This window comes from Pseudomonas sp. GV105 (assembly GCF_003058185.1).
Taxonomy (GTDB): domain Bacteria; phylum Pseudomonadota; class Gammaproteobacteria; order Pseudomonadales; family Pseudomonadaceae; genus Aquipseudomonas; species Aquipseudomonas veronii.
In genome coordinates this window covers 103,280-123,541 of record NZ_QBUF01000005.1, presented here as the reverse complement: position 1 = coordinate 123,541, position 20,262 = coordinate 103,280, and the positions used below count along the sequence as shown (strand labels likewise).

The following is a 20,262-nucleotide window of genomic DNA, read 5'->3' as shown; positions in this document are numbered from 1 at the left end:
GTCGTTTTTCCTTCATGGGACAAGTGAGTTATTGCGCCCACCGCAATTGTGTGGGCAACGGTGAAACGGGTTCGGGTTCCGGCGGGGTGCCGGGCAGCGACAGCACACGGTTGAGCACCTGCGCTTCGAGCGCGGCCAGGCGATGCGAGCCTCGGGCGCGTGGACGCGGCAGGTCGACAATCAGGTCGAGGCCGATTTCGCCGTCTTCGATCAGGATCACCCGGTCGGCAATGGCCACGGCTTCGCTGACGTCGTGGGTTACCAGCAACACGGTGAAACCATGCTTCTGCCAGAGGCTTTCGATCAGTTGCTGCATCTCGATGCGGGTCAACGCATCCAGCGCGCCCAACGGCTCATCGAGCAACAGCAGACGCGGCTGATGAATCAACGCACGCGCCAGGGCCACACGCTGCTTCTGGCCACCGGACAAGGCCGCCGGCCACTCATTCGCACGCTCGGCCAGGCCGACCGCTTCGAGCGCTTCCAGTGCCTTGGGACGCCAGTTGCCCTTGAGGCCGAGGCCGACGTTGTCGATGATCTTTTTCCACGGCAGCAGACGCGCTTCCTGGAACATCAACCGCGTGTCTTCGATCGCCGCGCCAAGCGGCGCGGCGCCGGCCAGCAGCTCACCGCTGCTGGCCTTGTCGAGGCCGGCGAGCAGGCGCAGCAAGGTACTTTTACCGCAGCCACTGCGGCCGACCACGGCAACGAACTGGCCCGCCGGAATATGCAGGTCGATGCCCTTGAGCACTTCCCGCGCGCCAAAGGCCTTGCGCAATTTGCGCACCGCCAGGGGAATCCCCTTCAGCAGGCGCGGAGGTTGTTGAGCGGTCATGCCGCACCTCCTTTATTCACTTGATAAGCCGGATGCCAGCGCAGCCACACACGCTCCAGGCCGCGCGCTGCGAGGTCGGCCAGCTTGCCGAGAATCGCGTACATGACGATGGCCAGCACCACCACGTCGGTTTGCAGGAATTCACGGGCGTTCATCGCCAGGTAACCGATACCGGAACTGGCCGAAATGGTTTCCGCCACGATCAGCGTCAGCCACATAAAGCCCAGGGCAAAACGCACGCCCACCAGGATCGACGGCAGCGCGCCCGGCAGGATCACCTGGCGGAACAGGCTGAAGCCGGACAAGCCGTAGCTGCGGGCCATTTCCACCAGCGCCGGGTCGACGTTGCGGATGCCGTGGTAGGTGTTGAGGTAGATCGGGAACAGCGTGCCGAGGGCGACCAGGAAAATCTTCGCGGTCTCGTCAATGCCGAACCACAGGATCACCAGCGGGATCAACGCCAGGTGCGGCACGTTGCGGATCATCTGCACCGAGCTGTCCAGCAGGCGCTCGCCCCACGTCGACAGGCCGGTGATAAAGCCCAGGGCCAGACCGATGCTGCCACCGATCACAAAACCCAGGCCCGCGCGCCAGCCGCTGATGGCCAGGTGCGTCCAGATTTCACCGCGGCGTACCAGGTTGACCCCGGCCTCGATCACCGCGCTCGGCGCCGGCAGAATCCGCGTCGACAACCACCCCGCCGACACCGACAACTGCCACACCGCCAACAGCAACACCGGCAGCACCCAAGGCGCCACGCGATGGCTCAGTTTTTCCACATTCATGGCGCCACCTCAGCTCTGTGACGCCGCTTTGGGAAGGATGTCGTTGGCGACCATCTCGCCGAACGGGCTCACGTAGCCGGCACTTTTCGGCAACTCGGGGCGTTCGATATCCAGGTGCGGGAACAGCAACTCGGCGACGCGATACGATTCTTCCAGGTGTGGATAACCGGAGAAGATAAAGGTGTCGATGCCCAGCGCCGCGTATTCCTTGACCCGCGCCGCAACCGTCGGGCCATCGCCCACCAGCGCGGTGCCGGCCCCGCCGCGCACCAGGCCGACGCCGGCCCACAGGTTGGGGCTGACTTCGAGGTTGTCGCGGCTGCCGCCATGCAAGGCCGCCATGCGCTGCTGGCCGACCGAATCAAAGCGCGCCAGCGAGGCCTGGGCGCGGGCGATGGTGTCGTCGTCCAGGTGCGAGATCAGTTTGTCGGCGGCTTTCCAGGCTTCATCGTTGGTTTCGCGCACGATCACATGCAGACGAATACCGAAGCGCACCGTGCGCCCGAGTTTCGCGGCCTTGGCCCGCACCTGTTCGATTTTTTCCGCAACCGCGGCCGGTGGCTCGCCCCAGGTCAGCACCATGTCCACCTGTTCGGCCGCCAGGTCCTGCGCGGCTTCGGAAGAGCCGCCGAAGTACAGCGGCGGACGCGGTTGCTGGATCGGCGGGTAAAGCAGTTTGGCGCCTTTGACGCTGATGTGTTCGCCGTCGTAATCCACGGTTTCGCCTTCCAGCACACGACGCCAGATGCGGGTGAACTCCACCGAGGCCTGGTAGCGTTCTTCGTGGCTGAGGAACAGACCGTCGCCGGCCAATTCTTCCGGGTCACCGCCGGTCACCAGGTTGAACAGCGCACGGCCGCCGGACAGGCGATCGAGGGTCGCGGCCTGACGCGCGGCCACCGTCGGCGAAATGATCCCGGGGCGCAGCGCGACCAGGAACTTCAGACGCTGGGTCACCGGGATCAGCGAAGCGGCCACCAGCCACGAGTCTTCGCAGGAACGCCCGGTGGGGATCAGCACCCCGCCGAAGCCAAGGCGGTCGGCCGCCTGGGCCACTTGCTGCAGATAACCGTGGTCGACGGCGCGAGCGCCTTCGGCGGTGCCAAGGTAATGACCGTCGCCGTGGGTAGGCAGGAACCAGAAAATAGTGAGGCTCATGGAGTTGTCTCCTGAAGAAGTCGGATTACGGCGCGTTGGCCACGGCGGCAGGTGGCGTCCAGATCACGTCCTTGATGCTCAAGGGTTTGGGGATCAATTTGAGTTGGTAGAAGCTGTCGGCAATCTTCTGCTGCGCGGCGACCACCGCCGGGGTCAGGAACAACGCGCCATAGCCCTGGCGTTTCACCGAGGTCAGGGTGATGTCAGCCGGCAGGCCGAGCAGCGGCGCGACCTGTTCGGTGACTTGCTGCGGGTTGGCCTTGGACCACTCGCCCACCGCGCGCACTTCTTCCACCAGCGCCTTGATCACTTCGGGGTGTTTTTCGGCGTAGGGCCTGGTGGCCAGGTAGAACTGGTGGTTGTCGGCAATCCCGCTGCCGTCACGCAAGGTGCGGGCTTGCAGTTGTTTCTCGGCGGCGGCCTGGTACGGGTCCCAGATGACCCAGGCGTCTACGCTGCCACGCTCGAACGCGGCACGCGCATCGGCGGGCGGCAGGAACACGGTCTGCACATCGGTGTATTTCAGGCCGGCATCTTCCAGGGCCCGCACCAGCAGGTAGTGAACGTTGGAGCCCTTGTTGAGCACGACTTTCTTGCCCTTGAGCTCGGCCACCGATTTGATCGGCGAGTCTTTCGGCACCAGGATCGCTTCACTGGTCGGCGCCGGCGGTTCGTAGGCCACGTAGAGCAGATCGGCACCGGCGGCCTGGGCGAATACCGGCGGGGTTTCGCCAGTGACGCCGAAGTCGATCGAGCCGACATTCAGGCCTTCGAGCAATTGCGGGCCGCCCGGGAACTCGGTCCACTGCACCTGCACACCGTCGGCGGCCAGGCGCTTTTCCAGGGTGCCCTTGGCCTTGAGCAGCACCAGGGTGCCGTATTTCTGATAGCCGATCCGCAGAGTTTCGGCAGCGTGGGCTTGAACAATGGCGCCGAAGGACACAGCCGCAGCAAACAGTGCGACCAGACCACGACGCAAGATGACAGTGAGCATGGCGCTCTCTCCAAAAATGCGATTGGGGGGTTGGCTGCACCTGCTTGGCCGTTGGCGGCTGAGTAAGGTGAGTACTTCGTGAATCGGTAAGGCTTAAATGCTCCAGCGAGCACTCAACAAACGTTCATTCAACACATGCGGGTCCAGCGGTTTCGGGCGACGGGCCATGGCGGCGTAGAAAGTTTCCAGAGCCTCGCTCAAGCGTTGTTCGAGGACCGGCACCAGTTGCGCCTGGGCACTGCCCTCGCCGTAAGCGATCTGGCTGTCTTCGGCAAAGATCCCGTGGAGCAATTCCTGGGCTTTGAGCGCCGACAGCACCGGCTTCAATGCGTAGTCCACCGCCAGCATGTGGGCGATGCTGCCGCCGGTGGCGATGGGCAATACCACCTTGTGGGCCAGGGCGCGTTCGGGCAGCAGGTCGAGCACGGTTTTCAGCGCGCCCGAGAACGAGGCCTTGTACACCGGCGTGGCGATCACCAGGCCGTCGGCATTGGCCACTTGTTGCAACAAGTCGATGACTTTGGGGCTGTCGAAGCGCGCATGCAGCAAGTCTTCGGCCGGGAAGTCCCGTATCTGATAACTCACCACTTCCACGCCCTGCTGTTGCAGCCACTGACGGGTTTTATCCAGCAAGACCCCGGAGCGGGAACGCTGACTGGGACTGCCTCCAAGTGTTACGACCAGCATGTAGGAAATTCCTTTAGCAAGTGTCGGCGGTTCGCTGTGTGGCGATGGCGCCAAGATGGAACAGACCATATCAGCAGATTTATATATCCATAAATCTTATTTTTTCATTTGTTTATTCCTTAAAAGAATAAACCATCCATCAATCGCCAGGCGAAAAAAAAGGCCGTCGAAACGGCCTCAAAACCCCTGCCATGTGAGTACACAGCGTCTATCTGTAGGAGCGAGCCTGCTCGCGAAAACCGTCAACGATGACGCAGGCTTTCTGGATGTCCGCAGTAACCGCGCATGCTTCGCGAGCAAGCTCGCTCCTACAGGTAATTCAGCGATTGGGTTGCGGTGTCAGCCGCAGATACGGCTTCACCGCCCGATACCCTTTGGGAAAGCGTTTCTTGATTTCTTCCTCGTCCTTGAGCGACGGCACGATCACCACTTCATCGCCGTCCTGCCAGTTGGCGGGCGTGGCGACTTTGTAGTTGTCGGTCAGTTGCAACGAGTCGATGACCCGCAGGATTTCGTGGAAGTTGCGCCCGGTGCTGGCTGGGTAGGTGATCGTCAGGCGGATTTTCTTGTGCGGGTCGATCACGAACAAGGAACGCACGGTGAGGGTGTCACTGGCGTTCGGATGGATCAGGTCGTAGAGGTCCGAGACCTTGCGGTCGGCGTCGGCCAGGATCGGGAAGTTGACGAGCGTGTTCTGGGTTTCGTTGATGTCTTCGATCCACTTGAGGTGCGAGTCCACCGGGTCTACCGACAGGGCGATGGCCTTGACGCCACGCTTGGCGAATTCGTCCTTGAGCTTGGCGGTGAAGCCCAGCTCGGTGGTGCATACCGGCGTGAAGTCCGCCGGGTGGGAAAACAGCACACCCCAGCTGTCGCCCAGCCACTCGTGGAAACGAATCTTGCCGGCGCTGGAATCCTGTTCGAAGTCGGGGGCGATGTCGCCCAGTCTTAGGCTCATGGTGTGGCTCCTGATGAGTGCTTATGGAGCCCACTGTGCATGGATTACGGATTATTTAAAAAGAATAAATATCGATTTATCTAGACGATATAGGAATATTAAAAATGTGTTCACTGGACCTTGAAACAGGCGAGAGTCAACATTCCGTCCAAGGTTCGAGAAGGCCTTGAGACGCTGTAAAAAGAGGGGTTCAGGAAGGGCTTGCGGGGGTTGAGCCCGACTTGAAAAGCAAGACACCTTGCCCGGCATTGCGCCGGGCAAGGTTTTACAGGCTTACAACAGTGGGATCGAGTAGCTGACGATCAGGCGGTTTTCGTCCTGGTCGCGAGTCGCAACGTCGGTGCGCCACATAGCGTTTTTCCAGGCAACACCGAGGTTTTTCAGTGGGCCTTGTGGAATAACGTAAGCCAGGCTGATGTCACGTTCCCATTCAGACTTGTCACCAGTGGTGGTCTGAATGTTGGTGCCTTTCAGGTAAACCACACCCGCGGTCAGGCCAGGCACACCCACTTGGGCGAAGTCATAAGCGTAACGCGCTTGCCAGGTACGCTCGCCGGCACGGGCGAACTTCTGGATTTGCATGTCGGTAGTGATGCTGGCCGACGAACCGTCACCTTGGTTCAGCCAAGGGAAGTCACTGTCACCCTTGGTGTACTGATAACCGCCACCGAAGGTGTGGCCGCTGACCGAGTACAGTGCCAGGTAGCTGTACAGGTCGTTGTCGACCTTACCGCTGGTAACCGGCTTGGCGCCATCGTTGTAGTAACCGCTGGTGTAGTACGCAGAGTTGTTAGCGTTCTCACCGTTGTCGCGGCTGCGGTAGTAGCGCAGGTCACTTTTCAGCACGCCCGGGCCGATTGCCCAGTTGTGTACCAGGCCCAGGAAGTTCTGGGAGTAGAAATCTTTCAGCTCGCCGAAGTAGTACGAAGCGGTCAGATCCTTGGTGATCTTGTAGTCGGCACCGGCGTAGTAGAACTTGTTGCTGAATTTGCCGGTGTCATAGTTGGAGCTTTTGTTCGCGCCAGCAATCGACAGGTTTTCGTTGTTGCTGGAGTTACGGCCCTTGGCCGACTCGATTTGACCAGCGGTCAGAGTCAAGTCTTTGATTTCGTTAGAAACGATCTCGCCGCCCTGGAAGGTCTGAGGCAACAGGCGACCGTCGTTGGTCTTGATCACCGGGTTGTTTGGCTGCAGGGTGCCCAATTTTGCCACGGTCTGGGAAATCTTGATCTTACCGGTCAGACCCAGGCTAGCGTAGTCGTCGACAGCCTTGTTGCCGTCGCTTGGGAAGACGGTGCCGCCGGACGCAGTGCCGGTGTAGTTGCCGTGGTCTGCGCGGCTGGAGTCCAGACGCAGGCCGTACAGGCCAATGGCGTCAACGCCGAACTGAACGGTACCTTGGGTGAAACCCGAGATGAAACGCAGATCGAAGCCTTGGCCCCATTCGGCGTTCTTGCTACGGGTGTTCGAGGTAGACGATGGCTGGCCATCACGGTTGTCAGTGTTGATGTAGAAGTTACGCAGACCCAGTGTGGCCTTACTGTCTTCGATAAAACCGGCGGCGCCTGCATGCTGGGCGATTGCCCCGAGTGCTACAGCCAATGCCAAGGTGGACTTCTTCATGTACCGCTCCTCTCATTTCTAATTTTTGTATTTCTTTGGTCTCAGGTCTAACGCCGGAGATCCACAGATGCGCGATTAGCGCCAGATAGTGACCGCCAAGTCAATCGTAACCTTGTGTGTCTACTACCTTCGTCTAATCGCAGTTTGTTTGGTCCCTGCAGGGTAATGAATTTTTCATACACCCAAAAAGAATTATTTCATTCTTTTTCATATGCTTTTGGAATAAGTCTCTGCATAAAGCAAGACGCGTCAGCGTAGACGAACCTTTGCATAAGCTAATTCCTAAAAGGCATTTCTTGATCGCTTTTTAGATCTTTTTAGCTGAACGCACCGTCACATACGTCACCCAGGATCAAAAAGGCGACGCCATCATGGCCAAACGCCCATCTTCCCGTCAATTTGTTACAGTTTTTGTATCGCTAATATTTCATGCCGGCCTGAGAGCCGCTGATCGAGCCGTCTGGCAGCGAAAGCTTCGCGCAATTTATCCCTCTGCGCCTTGATCGTATCGGCTCAAAATCAAGAATCCTTAAACTTTAGTAGGGGGCACGGGTGGCACGATGACGCACCCCGGGGTTTGATCGACCACGTCATCGCTACGCCCTTCGCCCGTGGGACGTACCGATTTTCGAAGTGACAAGCTGGTTTGGCGGCGAACGCATCACCTCGGGTTAACGCAACGACCGAGGCCTGCATCGCAGGCAAACCAGCTCAGAGGCTGGGAGGGCGGGGTATTACAGGGCCTTCTCGAAAATCTTCGAGTTACGCTGATAGTTGTACAGCGATGCCCGCGCCGAAGGCAGGCGATCCACGCTGCTGGGCACAAAGCCGCGCTCGCGGAACCAGTGCGCCGTGCGCGTGGTGAGCACGAACAGGGTCTTCAACCCCTGCGCCCGGGCGCGAGCCTCGATGCGCTCGAGCAGTTCATCGCCGCGCCTGCCGTGGCGATACTCCGGGTTGACCGCCAGGCACGCCAGCTCCCCCGCGTCCGAATCGGCGATCTGATACAGCGCCGCGCAGGCGATGATCATGCCTTCGCGTTCGACCACGCTGAACTGCTCGATCTCGCGCTCCAGCACTTCCCGCGAACGGCGTACCAGGATGCCCTGCTCTTCCAGCGGGCTGATCAGGTCGAGCAAGCCGCCGACGTCTTCGATCGCCGCCTCGCGCACCAGCTCGAATTGTTCCTGGGCCACCAGCGTACCGCCGCCATCACGGGTGAACAGTTCGGTGAGCAGCGCACCGTCTTCGACATAGCTGACGATATGGCTGCGGCCTACCCCGCCCCGGCAAGCTTCGGCAGCCGCATCGAGCAATTCAGCCTGGTAGTTGCTGCCCAGGCGTTGCAGGTGCGCCGGCACTTGTTGCGGGCGCAGTTCACGCACCAGGCGGCCATTTTCATCGATCAGGCCAGGATCGGCACCGAACAGCAGCAACTTATCGGCGGCCAGGTCGATGGCGGCGCGGGTGGCGACGTCTTCGCAGGCCAGGTTGAAGATCTCGCCGGTGGGCGAATACCCCAGGGGCGACAGCAGCACGATGGAGCGCTCGTCCAGCAGGCGATTGATGCCTTTGCGGTCGACCCGACGCACTTCGCCGGTGTGGTGGAAGTCCACGCCTTCGAGCACGCCGATCGGGCGCGCCGTCACCAGGTTGCCGCTGGCCACGCGCAAGCGCGAGCCCTGCATCGGCGACGAGGCCATGTCCATCGACAGGCGCGCTTCAATGGCGATGCGCAGATGGCCGACCGCATCGATCACACACTCCAGCGTGGCGGCATCGGTGATGCGCAGGCCGTTGTGGTAAACCGGGTTGAGTCCGCGCGCTTCAAGGCGCGCTTCAATCTGTGGGCGCGAACCGTGGACCAGCACCAGTCGCACTCCCAGGCTGTGGAGCAGCACCAGGTCGTGGACGATATTGCCGAAGTTCGGATGATCCACACCGTCGCCGGGCAGCATGACCACAAAGGTGCAGTCGCGGTGGGCGTTGATGTAGGGCGAAGCGTGACGAAGCCAATTGACGTAGTCGGGCATGGAACCTGGGCCTGTAATAAAAAGCAGCCGAAAAAGGATGAGTCGTGAAAACGCACAGCAGGCTGATGGTTATCGTCGGAACAGGCTTGGCAACACGCTCGCTCTCCTTATGTACGCATGGGCAGGGATTAATTTATGCAGGTGTCAGGCAGTAATATTCGATCAGTTCCCGCAATAGACGCACTGTAGGCGTCAAGCGTGACATTTCGAGGTACTCGCCCGGCTGGTGAGCGCAGGCAATATCGCCAGGGCCAAGCACCAGGGTTTCACAACCAAGGCGCTGAAGATAAGGCGCTTCGGTGCCGAACGCTACTGCTTCGGCGCGATGACCGGTCAATCGTTCGGCGACCCGCACCAGCTCTGCGTCTTCGGCCTGCTCGAACGGCGGCACTTCGGCGAACAGCGGCGCATAGTCGATCTTCACCTTATGGCGCTCGGCCACTGGTTCGAGTTTCTGCCGGATCGCCGCGCGCAGCACCTGCGGGTCCATGCCGGGCAAGGGCCGCAGGTCGAACTCCAGGGAACACTGGCCGCAGATGCGGTTGGGGTTATCGCCGCCGTGGATGCAACCGAAATTCAGGGTCGGTTGCGGCACGCTGAACTGCGGGTTGCGGTACTCGCGCTGCCAGGCCAGGCGCAGGCCGCGCAGTTCGCCGATGGCGTCGTGCATGGCTTCCAGCGCGCTGTGGCCCAGCCGCGGGTCCGACGAATGACCGCTGCGGCCGAGGATGTCGATGCGCTCCATCATCACACCTTTGTGCAGGCGGATCGGCTTGAGGCCGGTCGGCTCGCCGATCACCGCCGCACGCCCCAGCGGACGCCCCGCCGCCGCCAATGCACGGGCGCCGGACATCGAGCTTTCTTCATCGCAGGTGGCAAGGATCAGCAACGGCTGCTTGAACGGTTGGTCGAGCAGCGGCAACACCGCTTCGATGGCCAGCGCGAAAAAACCCTTCATGTCGCAGCTGCCCAATCCTACCCAGCGACCGTCGACTTCCGTCAGCTTGAGCGGGTCGGTCTTCCACAGCGCGGCGTCATACGGCACGGTATCGCTATGACCGGCCAACACCAGGCCGCCGGGGCCCGTGCCGAAACTGGCGAGCAGGTTGAACTTGCCGGGGCTGACGGGCTGGATGTCGATGGCGAAGCCCAGATCGCCCAGCCAGCCGGCGAGCAGGTCGATCACCGGGCGGTTGCTCTGGTCGAGAGACGCTTGGGTGCAACTGACCGACGGTGTGGCAATCAAGGCGGCGAATTGCTCTTTCATGGACGGTAACGGCATGCGCGGTCTCCCTACTTCCCGGATGAACCTCACTATAGAGGCATCTGCACGACACAATAAACCGTTGCGGCGCGTTGCCGGGCTCAGTCCTGTACACTGCACGACCTTGGCAGCCACTCTTTTTCCCGGCTGCGCTCCCGATCCTGGATTTTCCGGCCATGCAGAAAGAAACCGAAATCAAGCTCCGCGTCAGCCGCGAAACACTCGCCGCGCTGCGTGAGCACCCGCTACTGAAAAAACGCAACAAAAGTGGCTGGGAACGCCGTGAGTTGATGAACCAGTACTTCGACACCCCCGAGCGCGACCTGGCCAAGGCCAAAGTCGCCCTGCGTTTGCGCAAGGACGGTGACGACATTATCCAGACCCTCAAGACCCGTGGCCAAAGCGTCGCCGGCTTGTCGGAACGTAACGAATACAACTGGGAATTGCCCAAAGCCAAGCTCGACGTGAAGAAACTCGACGGCGAATGCTGGCCCGAGGAACTCGCCGAGCTGGACAAAAAGACCCTCAAGCCGATCTTCACCACCGACTTCGTGCGCGAACGCGCCGAAATCGCCTGGGGCCGGGGCAAAGCCAAAGTGGTGATCGAAGCCGCACTGGACCTGGGCCATGTAGTGGCCGGCAAGCAGAAAGAAGAAATCTGCGAACTGGAACTGGAACTGCGCGAAGGCGAACCGGCCGCCCTGCTGGAACTGGCCGCCGAACTGGCCGCCACCCTGGCACTGATGCCATGCGACATCAGCAAGGCCGAACGCGGCTATCGCCTGTATGACGCCAGCAGCTACTCCCTGAGCCTGCCGGCGCCGCAACTGCACGCCGAAATGCCACTGGACGACGCCTTCGCCGCGATCATGTGGCACCTGCTGGGCAGCAGCCAGCGCCTGGCCGAGCAATACCGTTTCAATGGCCACTGGCGCCTGTTGCAGGACTGGGTCGACAACCTCGGCGAACTGCGCGCCCTGCTCGGCAGCCTCGGCCAGGCCGCGCCGCGTCAATCCACCAGTGAACTGCGCAGCGCACTCGATGCCCTGCTGGAAGACTGGCGCCCGCTGGTCCAGGCCGGTGACGACGATGAAGACATTCGCAAAGCCGCGCCGGAGCAATTCGCCGAAGAATTGACCGACGTGCGCTGGGGCCTGTTCTCGCTGAACACCTCCCGCTGGCTGCTGAACCGCACCTGGACCGCCGACCGCAACGTGCGCGGTAACCGTCAGGGCGCTGCGCAAATCACCAACTGGTTGCCACGCCTGCTGGCCGAAGACGCCGTCGCCCTGCAACTGCCGCGCTATCAGCAGCAACCGGAAGACCTCGCCGAGCAACTGCCGCGCATCGAGCGCATCCAGGCCTGGCTGCACCACGCACGCCAGGTGGTGGACATTGCGGAACTCGACCGCCTGTACGGTGAGCTGAACAAGCTGGCGCAACTGGCCAACCAGCCGATCACCGATGAATCGCTGGATGCGCGCATGCATCAGGCGATCGCGGTGTATCAGAACCGTGCCTGGAAGACCCTGCTGCGTCTGTAATATCGCCATCGGGAGTAAGCCACTTCCCACTCCAATGTGGGAGGGGGCTTGCCCCCGATGAGGCCAGCCCTGTCAGCCCAATACTGGCAGGCTAGTGGTGGACTTGATCTCCGACAACGCCACGATCGAATTGACCTCCTGAATCCCCGGCACCATCGACAACTTCTCGAAGAAAAACCGCTCGTAAGCCTCGATGTCCGACGTGACAATGCGCAGCAGAAAATCCACCGCCCCCATCAACACATAACACTCCAACACTTCCGGAAAACCGCGGATCGCCTCGGTGAACTCGGTGAAGTTGGAACGCCCGTGGGCATTGAGTTTGACCTCGGCAAAAATCTGCGTATTGAGGCCGATCTTCTTGCGGTCCAGCAGCGTGACCTGGCTGCGGATCACGCCCTCGTCCTTCAGCCGTTGGATACGCCGCCAGCATGGCGATTGAGACAGGCCGACCTGCTCGGCAATCTGCGCGCTGGAGAGCGAGGCGTCCTCCTGCAGCAGGGCCAGGATACGGCGGTCGTAGACGTCCAGCTCGCTGCGCATAGAAATACCTTTAATACGGGTTATTTTGAATTGATTTGTGCATTTATCGACGAATCAGGCTCATCTTAGATAAGAAATCTCCTTTCGCGAATGTAAGAATTTCTCCAATCGAATCTGGAGAGTCCGCATGCACGCCGTCGAAACCACCTGCCCTGTCACCCGCGTCGATGCGTGGGCCGTCGACAGTGCCCATTGCCAGGCCCATTACCAGATCGTCGCCGAGGCCGAACCCGATGTGCTGTGCCGGGTGCTCAACTATTTCGCGCTGCAGTTCCTGACGCCGCGCCAGGTCAGTGTGAATCGCCAGGACGATGTGCTGACCGTGGATATTGTGATGGATGGCGTGAGCTGGCACCGAGCCCAGGTGATCGGTGAAAAGATTCGAAACCTGATCAGCGTGTGCTCGCTGGAGATGTGGTCGGCTGATTCTGTGCGGCCTCAGGCGCTGGCCGCCGGCGCCCAGTAAAAGCCTGCAATACACGCGCAAGGCAGCGGGTCAGGGGCTGACTAGCCTGGGAATACACCCGGCGCCCCAGGAAAGCCTCAATGCCTGTTGATCAGCGATTGGAATTGCCCCCGTTGTTACCGGCCCTGGTCGAGCAGGGCGTGATCACCCTCGATGTGGCCCGGCGCTTGTCGACGCTGCCGGCCAGCCACACTCAGCATCCCCTGGAATGCATCGCGGCCCAGGGGCCTTGCCTGGAAACCCTGACGCAATGGCTGGCGCGGCACAGCGGGCAGCCTTACCTGCGTATCGACCCGCTGAAGATCGATGTGGCGACGGTGGTGCCGCTGATGTCCCACGCCTTCGCCCAGCGCCACGGCATTCTTGCGGTGGCCGTGGATGCGCAGAGCGTCACGGTCGCCAGTGCCGAGCCTTACGTCACTGCCTGGGAAGCCGGGCTGGCGCAGGTGCTCAAGCGTTCGATCAAACGCGTGGTCGCCAACCCACAGGCCATCCAGCGCTGCATCGGCGAGTTCTATCGCCTGGCGAAGTCCGTCAGCGGCGCCGATCAAACAACACCCGCGCCGGCACATTTCGAGTTGCTCAACCTCGGCGCCGGCGACCAGGCGCCGGACGCCAACGACGCGCATATCGTCAATATCGTCGACTGGCTGTTGCAGTACGCGTTCGGCCAGCGGGCCAGCGATATCCATATCGAGCCGTGTCGCGAGCAGGGCCGCGTGCGTTTTCGCATCGACGGGCTGCTGCATGACGTCTACCAGTTTCCGCCCCAGGTCACGATGGCGGTGGTCAGCCGCCTGAAAAGCCTGGGCCGGATGAACGTGGCGGAAAAACGCAAACCGCAGGACGGGCGGGTCAAGACCAAAAGCCCGGCGGGCGCGGAAGTGGAATTGCGCCTTTCAACCTTGCCCACGGCGTTCGGCGAGAAACTGGTGATGCGGATTTTCGACCCCCAGGTACTGCTCAAGGACTTCGACCAGCTTGGCCTGTCGGCCCAGGACCAGCAACGCTGGCACAGCCTGACCCGCCAGACCCACGGCATCATCCTGGTCACCGGCCCTACCGGCTCCGGCAAGACCAGCACCCTCTACACCACCCTCAAGCGCCTGGCGAGCCGCGAGGTCAACCTGTGTACGGTGGAAGACCCGATCGAGATGGTCGAGCCGGCATTCAACCAGATGCAGGTGCAGCACAATATCGACCTGAGCTTCGCCAGCGGCATCCGCGCACTGCTGCGCCAGGACCCGGACATCATCATGATCGGCGAGATCCGCGACCAGGAAACCGCCGAGATGGCGATCCAGGCCGCGCTGACCGGGCATCTGGTGCTGTCGACCCTGCACACCAACGATGCGCCGAGTGCGATCAGCCGATTGCAGGAACTGGGCATTGCTTATTATTTGATCAAGGCCACACTACTGGGAGTGATGGCGCAACGCTTGGTGCGGCTCTTGTGCCCACGCTGCAAACGCACAACCAGCAGCAACAACACTGAAGCCATCGGGTGCGCGGAGTGCCGTGACAGCGGTTATCGCGGGCGCGCCGGGGTCTACGAAATCATGGTGCTGGACGACGCGCTCAAGTCGCTGATCACCCCCGGCACCGACGTGCAGGCCTTGCGCCGGGCGGCGCTCCAGCAAGGGATGTGCAGCCTGCGAATGGCCGGCATGCACAAGGTCGAAGCCGGGTTGACCAGCCTGGCGGAAATCTTGCGCGCCACGCCTGGGGATTCAGAAACAAATCCGTTGGCTGTCGGGCGGTGAAACCCTTCTTATCGCAGACAACCCCGTTACAATCGGCCGAACGTCGTTTCACTGACATCTTCAGATAGGGAATCGCTATGCAGATCGGAACCGTACTGCTTCTTTTCGTGGGATTGGCCATCGCCATCCTGTTCATGGGCTTCAAAGTGGTGCCCCAGGGCTATCAGTGGACGGTCGAGCGCTTCGGCCGCTACACCAATACGCTCAAGCCCGGCCTCAACATCATCATCCCAGTCATGGACCGCATCGGTCGCAAGATCAACGTGATGGAAAGCGTGCTGGATATCCCGCCCCAGGAAGTGATCACCGCCGACAACGCCACCGTGCAGATCGACGCCGTGTGCTTCTTCCAGGTGGTCAACACCGCCCAGGCCGCCTATGAGGTGAACAACCTCGAACACGCCATCCGCAACCTGTTGCAGACCAACATCCGTACCGTACTCGGTTCCATGGAACTGGATGCGATGCTCAGCCAACGTGACGGCATCAACGAAAAACTGCTGCGCACCGTCGACGAGGCCACGGCGCCGTGGGGCATCAAGATCACCCGGATCGAGATCAAGGACATCAGCCCACCCGCCGACCTGATGGCCGCCATGTCGGGCCAGATGAAAGCCGAGCGGATCAAGCGCGCACAGATCCTCGAAGCCGAGGGCCTGCGGGCATCGGCGATCCTGACCGCCGAAGGCAAGAAGCAGGCGCAGATCCTCGAAGCCGAAGGTGGACGCCAAGCCGCGTTCCTGGAGTCCGAAGCCCGCGAACGTCAAGCCGAGGCAGAGGCCCGCGCCACCCAGGTAGTGTCCGAAGCGATCGCCACCGGTAACGTGCAGGCCATCAACTACTTCGTCGCCCAGAAATACATCGACGCGCTGGGCAAACTGGCCTCGGCCAACAACAGCAAGGTGATCCTCATGCCGCTGGAAGCCAGCCAGGTGATCGGCGCTGTCGGTGGTATCGGCGAAATCGTCAAAGCGACTTTCGACAACAAGAAAGGCTGAGGCCATCGCCATGTGGGATTTCCTGCAGCATCTTTCGTTTTGGGATTGGCTGGCACTGGGCACAGTGCTGCTGATTCTTGAAGTGTTCGGCGCCGGCGGCTACCTGTTGTGGATGGGGATCGCCGCGGCCGCCGTGGGCGTGATCAAGTTCCTGGTACCGCCGCTCGGGCTGGAATGGCAACTGCTGCTGTTCGCCGTGTTGTCGATATTGACGGCGGTGTACTGGTGGAAACGCCAGCGCAGCAGCGCCAAGGCCAGCGACCAACCGGGACTCAACGAGCGCGGTTCAGAGTTGATCGGCCATACGTTTGTCGTGCATCAGGCAATTGTGGATGGTCGCGGCAAGATAAAAGTCGGTGATGGCGTGTGGATCGTGACCGGCCCGGACACCCCCGTAGGCGCTCATGTATGCGTGGTTGCACAGGAGGGGACGGTTTTGCAGGTTGAAACTGTTTAGTCAGTGATGGAACTCGATTGGGCTAACTACAATCATAGAGTACAGATAACCCACCCGGAGTCACCCGCCATGCGTCTCAAATATGCTGTCGCCACCCTCGCTGTGCTTTCCCTACCTGTCGGCTCAGCCATGGCCGACAGCTTCTGGCGTAATGTCATCTCATCGGGCGCCACGACCGGCTCGACGTACCTGACCTTCAAGGACCACAAGCTGGTGGTTGCCGCCCAAGACGACGCAGGCAGCTTCGTTGCCAGCGACGGCGGCATCCGCGGCCCGTACCTGGAAGCCGCCATGCAGAAAGTCCGCGCCGATAACCCTGGCCTCCAGGCCACGGACATGGAATTGGCCAACGCCATCCTCGCGAAAAACGCTGTCACCGAGTAATCCTCGCCCCATAAAGAATGCCGCTTCCCAGCGGCATTTTTTTGATCATTTCCTACAGTCATCGCCCCCGGGCACTACGCAGATAGTCTATTTTTTCCAGCCGCGGGCAGAGAAGTCCTGTCGAGCCCTCAAGCGCCAGGCAACAAGCTAAGGATTCCTTTTCCATCGAGCGAATCCCTTCCATGCAAAAACTCGCCTACGCGCTGCTGTTCTCTGTGTTCTTTACCCCCCATGCCCATGCAGAAAACGGGTACGGATCGTTGAAGCTCAACCACGCCCGTCAGAACCTCTCCAGCGCCCTGCTGACCAGCCCACGCGTCACCGAACGGGTGGAGGCGCCCGACAGCAGCAAGTCAATCGTCGCCTCTTTCGCCGTGGGTTATGCGTTTGCCGATGGCTGGCGCCTGGAAGGGGAATACACCATGCCGAAGCATTCGACCTTCAAATCCTACTGGGCGCCCTTCAATGCCAACGTCAACAGCCAACAGGTCCACAGCCAGCGCTTGATGCTCAATGGCTACAAGGACATCCCACTCAATGATTGGCTGTCGTTTTACGGCATGGCCGGCGTGGGGGTGGCGCGGATCGACGCCGAGGGCTACCAGACCAACGAGACCCGGCGCTTTGCCAGCCACCGCCAGCACAATTTCGCCTACAGCGTCGGCATGGGGCTGGAGGCCAAGGTCAGCGAACAACTCACCCTCGGCGCGGGTTACCGTTACACCGCCATGGGCGATGTGGAAACCGGCTACAACACCTTCGCCAACCGCGTGAACGCACGGGATGAGCAGCTCAAAGGCAAGCTCAAAGAGCAGAATATGTTTCTGGAAGCGCGCGTTTCCTTCTGACTCGCAGCAGAAAATGCCGCGCTCGATGCGGCATTTTTCATCGTTTGGGTGACGTTTCGTTCACAGAAGACAGGCTATATTCAGTCACGCCGTGCAACCATGCCGGTACTGATATGCCTTCTCTCATCGTCTATCTGAAACGGATGCCTTCGTCGTCATGAGCCAACAGCCCTTTCTGCCATTTTCCAAACCTACCATTGATGAAGCCACCATCTCGGCGGTCGGTGATGTACTGCGTTCGGGCTGGATCACCAGCGGGCCGAAAGTGCAGGCGTTCGAAGCGCAACTGTCGGAATACTTTGGCGGGCGACCGGTACGCACCTTCAACTCGGGCACCTGCACCATGGAGATTGCCTTGCGCATCGCCGGTATCGGGCCGGGCGATGAAGTCATCACCACGCCGATCTCCTGGGTTGCCACGGCCAACGTGATTCTGGAAGTCGGCGCCACGCCGGTGTTTGCCGATATCGACCCGGTAACCCGCAATATCGACCTGGCCCAGGTCGAAGCAGCCATCACCCCGCGCACCAAGGCGATCATCCCGGTGTACCTGGCCGGCCTGCCGCTGGATATGCCGATGCTTTACGCACTGGCCAACAAGTACAACCTGCGTATCGTTGAAGATGCCGCCCAGGCCCTGGGGTCGAGCTGGGACGGTGAGCGGATCGGCGCCACCGGCGACTTCGTGTCGTTCAGCTTCCAGGCGAACAAGAACATCACCTCTTCCGAGGGCGGCTGCCTGGTGCTGAACAACGCCGACGAAGCACGCCTGGCAGAGAAGTACCGCTTGCAGGGCGTGACCCGCACCGGCTTCGACGGCCTGGACGTGGATGTGCTGGGCGGCAAGTTCAACATGACCGACATCGCCGCCGCCATCGGCCTGGGGCAATTTGCCCATATCCAGGAGATCACCGCCCATCGCCAGAACCTGGCGCGGCACTACTTCAAGTGCTTCGGCAGTGATTTTGAAGAGCAATACGGTGCGCAACTGCCACCGGCGGATTTCGAAAACAGCAACTGGCACCTGTTCCAACTGGTCCTGCCGGAGCGCCAGGACGGGCTGCCGGCCCGCGCCACATTCATGGAGCAGATGCAGGCCCACGGCGTCGGCATTGGCTATCACTACCCGCCAATCCACCTGTTGAGCCTGTATCGGGCACGCGGGTTCAAGGAAGGCATGTTCCCTGTAGCAGAACGTGTTGGGCGTTTGATCGTGTCGTTGCCGATGTTCACAGCAATGACAGAGGCAGATGTGGAACGCTCGGTAGCGGCGGTGAAGGCCGTGCTGAAGCGCTGAAAGGCTGTTGCAGGAGCCGGATGACCGGCTCCTGCAGCGGGATCACTCGCCGATGGCGGCTTTGTAGCCGGCGGCATCGAGCAGTTTTTCCAGGTCGGCCGGGTTGCTGGGCTTGAGCTTGAAGATCCAGGCGCCGTAAGGGTCGCTGTTCAACAACTCAGGGCTGCCGCTCAGTTCCTCGTTAACAGCAATCACTTCGCCAGCAACTGGCGAGTAGATGTCCGAAGCCGCTTTAACCGACTCCACGACACCCGCCGCGTCCCCCACCGCAAACGCTTTGCCGATTTCGGCCAACTCAACAAACACCACATCACCCAAGGCTTCCTGGGCATGGTCGGAGATGCCGACGGTCACAGTGCCGTCAGCTTCCAAACGGGCCCATTCGTGACTTTCGGCATAACGCAGGCCGGCAGGGATATCGCTCATAGTCTATGTCCTCAAGAAGAAATGTCAGCGGCCACTGGCCTGCCGGAATAGTTAGATCAAGGTTTTACCATGGCGCACGAAGGTCGGTTTGACCACTCGAACCGGATACCACTTGCCGCGGATCTCCACTTCGGCCCGATCGGCAGTCGCCGTCGGTACACGCGCCAAAGCAATGGATTTACTCAGCGTAGGAGAGAAACTACCACTGGTGATCTCCCCTTCGCCAACATTGGCGATACGAACCACCTGGTGAGCGCGTAAAACCCCACGTTCTTCCAGTACCAAACCGACCAATTTGGTCTGCACCCCGGCCGCCAGTTCGGCTTCCAGCGCGGCGCGGCCGATGAAACGGCGCGCGGCCGGTTCCCAGGCAATGCTCCAGGCCATGTTGGCCGCCAGGGGCGAAACGTCCTGGTGGATATCCTGGCCATACAGGTTCATGCCGGCTTCCAGGCGCAGGGTGTCGCGGGCGCCGAGGCCGATGGGGGAAATCCCCGCGCCCACCAGGTCGTTGAAAAAACCCGGGGCCTGATCGGCCGGCAGGACAATTTCCAGGCCGTCTTCGCCGGTGTAGCCGGTGCGGGCGATAAACCAGTCGCCATCGGCCTGACCTTCGAAGGGCTTGAGCTGGTGGATCAGGGTGCCACGCGACTGAGTCACCAGTTCGGCGATTTTCTGCCGGGCGTGGGGGCCTTGGATAGCGAGCATGGCCAGTTCGGAGCGCTCGTGCAGTTGCACCGGGTAAGAGCCCAACTGCGCCTGCATCCAGGCCATGTCCTGGTCACGGGTGGCGGCGTTGACCACCAGCCGATAACCGGCTTCGGTACGGTAGACGATCATGTCGTCCACCACCCCGCCGTGCTCGTTGAGCATGGCGCTGTACAACGCACGGCCGCAGCCGTGCAAACGGTCGACGTCATTGGCCAGCAGGTACTGGAGCCATTCCTTGGCCTGGGGGCCGGTGACATCGATCACGGTCATATGAGATACATCGAACACCCCGCAGTCGCGTCGCACCTGATGGTGTTCTTCAACTTGCGAGCCATAGTGCAGAGGCATATCCCAACCGCCAAAATCGACCATTTTCGCGCCGAGGGCGAGATGCAGGTCATACAAAGGCGTGCGCTGTCCCATGGGTTTCTCCTTCCGGGCTTGGCGAAGGTACGCAGGGCTGCAGGATGGGCTTAACCCCTTGAATC

Annotated in this window: 20 protein-coding genes; 8 read left to right on the top strand and 12 right to left on the bottom strand. The window is 61.0% G+C overall.

Features of this window, described 5'->3' with window-relative positions; translation table 11 throughout:
• Nucleotides 1–28 precede the first annotated feature (28 nt).
• The 9 genes from ssuB to argE all read right to left on the bottom strand — a co-directional run bounded on the left by ssuB (nt 29) and on the right by argE (nt 10,355).
• Nucleotides 29–835, bottom strand: a complete 807-nt coding sequence (gene ssuB, locus C8K66_RS11190; protein ID WP_017845086.1) for an aliphatic sulfonates ABC transporter ATP-binding protein — start codon at nt 833–835, stop codon at nt 29–31.
• Nucleotides 832–1,620 (bottom strand): aliphatic sulfonate ABC transporter permease SsuC, encoded by a 789-nt coding sequence (gene ssuC / locus C8K66_RS11185; protein WP_108524844.1) that lies wholly within the window; start codon nt 1,618–1,620, stop codon nt 832–834. The genes ssuB and ssuC overlap by 4 nt, the downstream gene beginning before the upstream one ends.
• Nucleotides 1,621–1,629: 9 nt before the next feature.
• A complete protein-coding gene (gene ssuD / locus C8K66_RS11180; protein ID WP_057003983.1) occupies nt 1,630–2,778 on the bottom strand; it encodes an FMNH2-dependent alkanesulfonate monooxygenase in 1,149 nt (382 codons plus the stop codon).
• Nucleotides 2,779–2,803: 25 nt separating this feature from the next.
• Nucleotides 2,804–3,772 carry a sulfonate ABC transporter substrate-binding protein gene (locus tag C8K66_RS11175; RefSeq protein WP_046381711.1) on the bottom strand — a complete coding sequence of 323 codons (969 nt, stop codon included), beginning with the start codon at nt 3,770–3,772 and terminating at the stop codon, nt 2,804–2,806.
• 93 nt (nt 3,773–3,865) lie between these two features.
• Nucleotides 3,866–4,459 (bottom strand): NADPH-dependent FMN reductase, encoded by a 594-nt coding sequence (gene ssuE, locus C8K66_RS11170; RefSeq protein WP_017845090.1) that lies wholly within the window; start codon nt 4,457–4,459, stop codon nt 3,866–3,868.
• Nucleotides 4,460–4,778: 319 nt separating this feature from the next.
• Complete coding sequence (locus tag C8K66_RS11165) at nt 4,779–5,417, bottom strand: peroxiredoxin (protein ID WP_017845091.1); 639 nt, start codon at nt 5,415–5,417, stop codon at nt 4,779–4,781.
• A gap of 273 nt (nt 5,418–5,690) precedes the next feature.
• A complete protein-coding gene (locus C8K66_RS11160; RefSeq protein ID WP_057003984.1) occupies nt 5,691–7,040 on the bottom strand; it encodes an OprD family porin in 1,350 nt (449 codons plus the stop codon).
• A 734-nt stretch (nt 7,041–7,774) separates the two neighbouring features.
• Nucleotides 7,775–9,073 (bottom strand): amino-acid N-acetyltransferase, encoded by a 1,299-nt coding sequence (gene argA / locus C8K66_RS11155; RefSeq protein WP_017845093.1) that lies wholly within the window; start codon nt 9,071–9,073, stop codon nt 7,775–7,777.
• A 133-nt stretch (nt 9,074–9,206) separates the two neighbouring features.
• Nucleotides 9,207–10,355 carry an acetylornithine deacetylase gene (gene argE, locus C8K66_RS11150; protein ID WP_046381708.1) on the bottom strand — a complete coding sequence of 383 codons (1,149 nt, stop codon included), beginning with the start codon at nt 10,353–10,355 and terminating at the stop codon, nt 9,207–9,209.
• Between the two features lie 158 nt (nt 10,356–10,513).
• Here argE and C8K66_RS11145 point away from each other — a divergent pair, with 158 nt between their 5' ends.
• Entirely contained in the window at nt 10,514–11,881 is a 1,368-nt protein-coding gene (locus tag C8K66_RS11145; protein ID WP_017845095.1) for an inorganic triphosphatase, read from the top strand.
• A gap of 72 nt (nt 11,882–11,953) precedes the next feature.
• On the opposite strand, the gene C8K66_RS11140 is transcribed toward C8K66_RS11145, so the two are convergent.
• Nucleotides 11,954–12,424 (bottom strand): Lrp/AsnC family transcriptional regulator, encoded by a 471-nt coding sequence (locus tag C8K66_RS11140; protein ID WP_046381706.1) that lies wholly within the window; start codon nt 12,422–12,424, stop codon nt 11,954–11,956.
• Nucleotides 12,425–12,551: 127 nt separating this feature from the next.
• Between C8K66_RS11140 and C8K66_RS11135 the strand changes: the two genes are divergently transcribed.
• From C8K66_RS11135 to C8K66_RS11105, 7 genes are all read left to right on the top strand, one after another.
• Entirely contained in the window at nt 12,552–12,890 is a 339-nt protein-coding gene (locus tag C8K66_RS11135; RefSeq protein WP_017845097.1) for a hypothetical protein, read from the top strand.
• An 80-nt stretch (nt 12,891–12,970) separates the two neighbouring features.
• The gene (locus C8K66_RS11130; RefSeq protein ID WP_108524842.1) at nt 12,971–14,653 is read left to right on the top strand and encodes a GspE/PulE family protein; all 1,683 of its coding nucleotides are present in this window, start codon (nt 12,971–12,973) and stop codon (nt 14,651–14,653) included.
• Between the two features lie 77 nt (nt 14,654–14,730).
• Nucleotides 14,731–15,651 carry an SPFH domain-containing protein gene (locus tag C8K66_RS11125; protein ID WP_046381704.1) on the top strand — a complete coding sequence of 307 codons (921 nt, stop codon included), beginning with the start codon at nt 14,731–14,733 and terminating at the stop codon, nt 15,649–15,651.
• 10 nt (nt 15,652–15,661) lie between these two features.
• A complete protein-coding gene (locus C8K66_RS11120) occupies nt 15,662–16,108 on the top strand; it encodes an NfeD family protein (protein WP_017845100.1) in 447 nt (148 codons plus the stop codon).
• 69 nt (nt 16,109–16,177) lie between these two features.
• Nucleotides 16,178–16,492 carry a DUF2388 domain-containing protein gene (locus C8K66_RS11115; RefSeq protein WP_003176799.1) on the top strand — a complete coding sequence of 105 codons (315 nt, stop codon included), beginning with the start codon at nt 16,178–16,180 and terminating at the stop codon, nt 16,490–16,492.
• 182 nt (nt 16,493–16,674) lie between these two features.
• Nucleotides 16,675–17,340: an outer membrane protein gene (locus C8K66_RS11110; protein ID WP_046381703.1), complete on the top strand. Its 666-nt coding sequence runs from the start codon at nt 16,675–16,677 to the stop codon at nt 17,338–17,340.
• A 157-nt stretch (nt 17,341–17,497) separates the two neighbouring features.
• Complete coding sequence (locus tag C8K66_RS11105) at nt 17,498–18,637, top strand: DegT/DnrJ/EryC1/StrS aminotransferase family protein (RefSeq protein ID WP_017845102.1); 1,140 nt, start codon at nt 17,498–17,500, stop codon at nt 18,635–18,637.
• 42 nt (nt 18,638–18,679) lie between these two features.
• Here the strand turns inward: C8K66_RS11105 and gcvH are convergent, their stop codons facing one another.
• On the bottom strand, nt 18,680–19,063 hold the full coding sequence (gene gcvH / locus C8K66_RS11100) for a glycine cleavage system protein GcvH (protein WP_046381702.1): 384 nt from the start codon (nt 19,061–19,063) through the stop codon (nt 18,680–18,682).
• A gap of 51 nt (nt 19,064–19,114) precedes the next feature.
• Nucleotides 19,115–20,197 (bottom strand): glycine cleavage system aminomethyltransferase GcvT, encoded by a 1,083-nt coding sequence (gene gcvT / locus C8K66_RS11095; RefSeq protein WP_079444901.1) that lies wholly within the window; start codon nt 20,195–20,197, stop codon nt 19,115–19,117.
• Nucleotides 20,198–20,262: the final 65 nt, after the last annotated feature.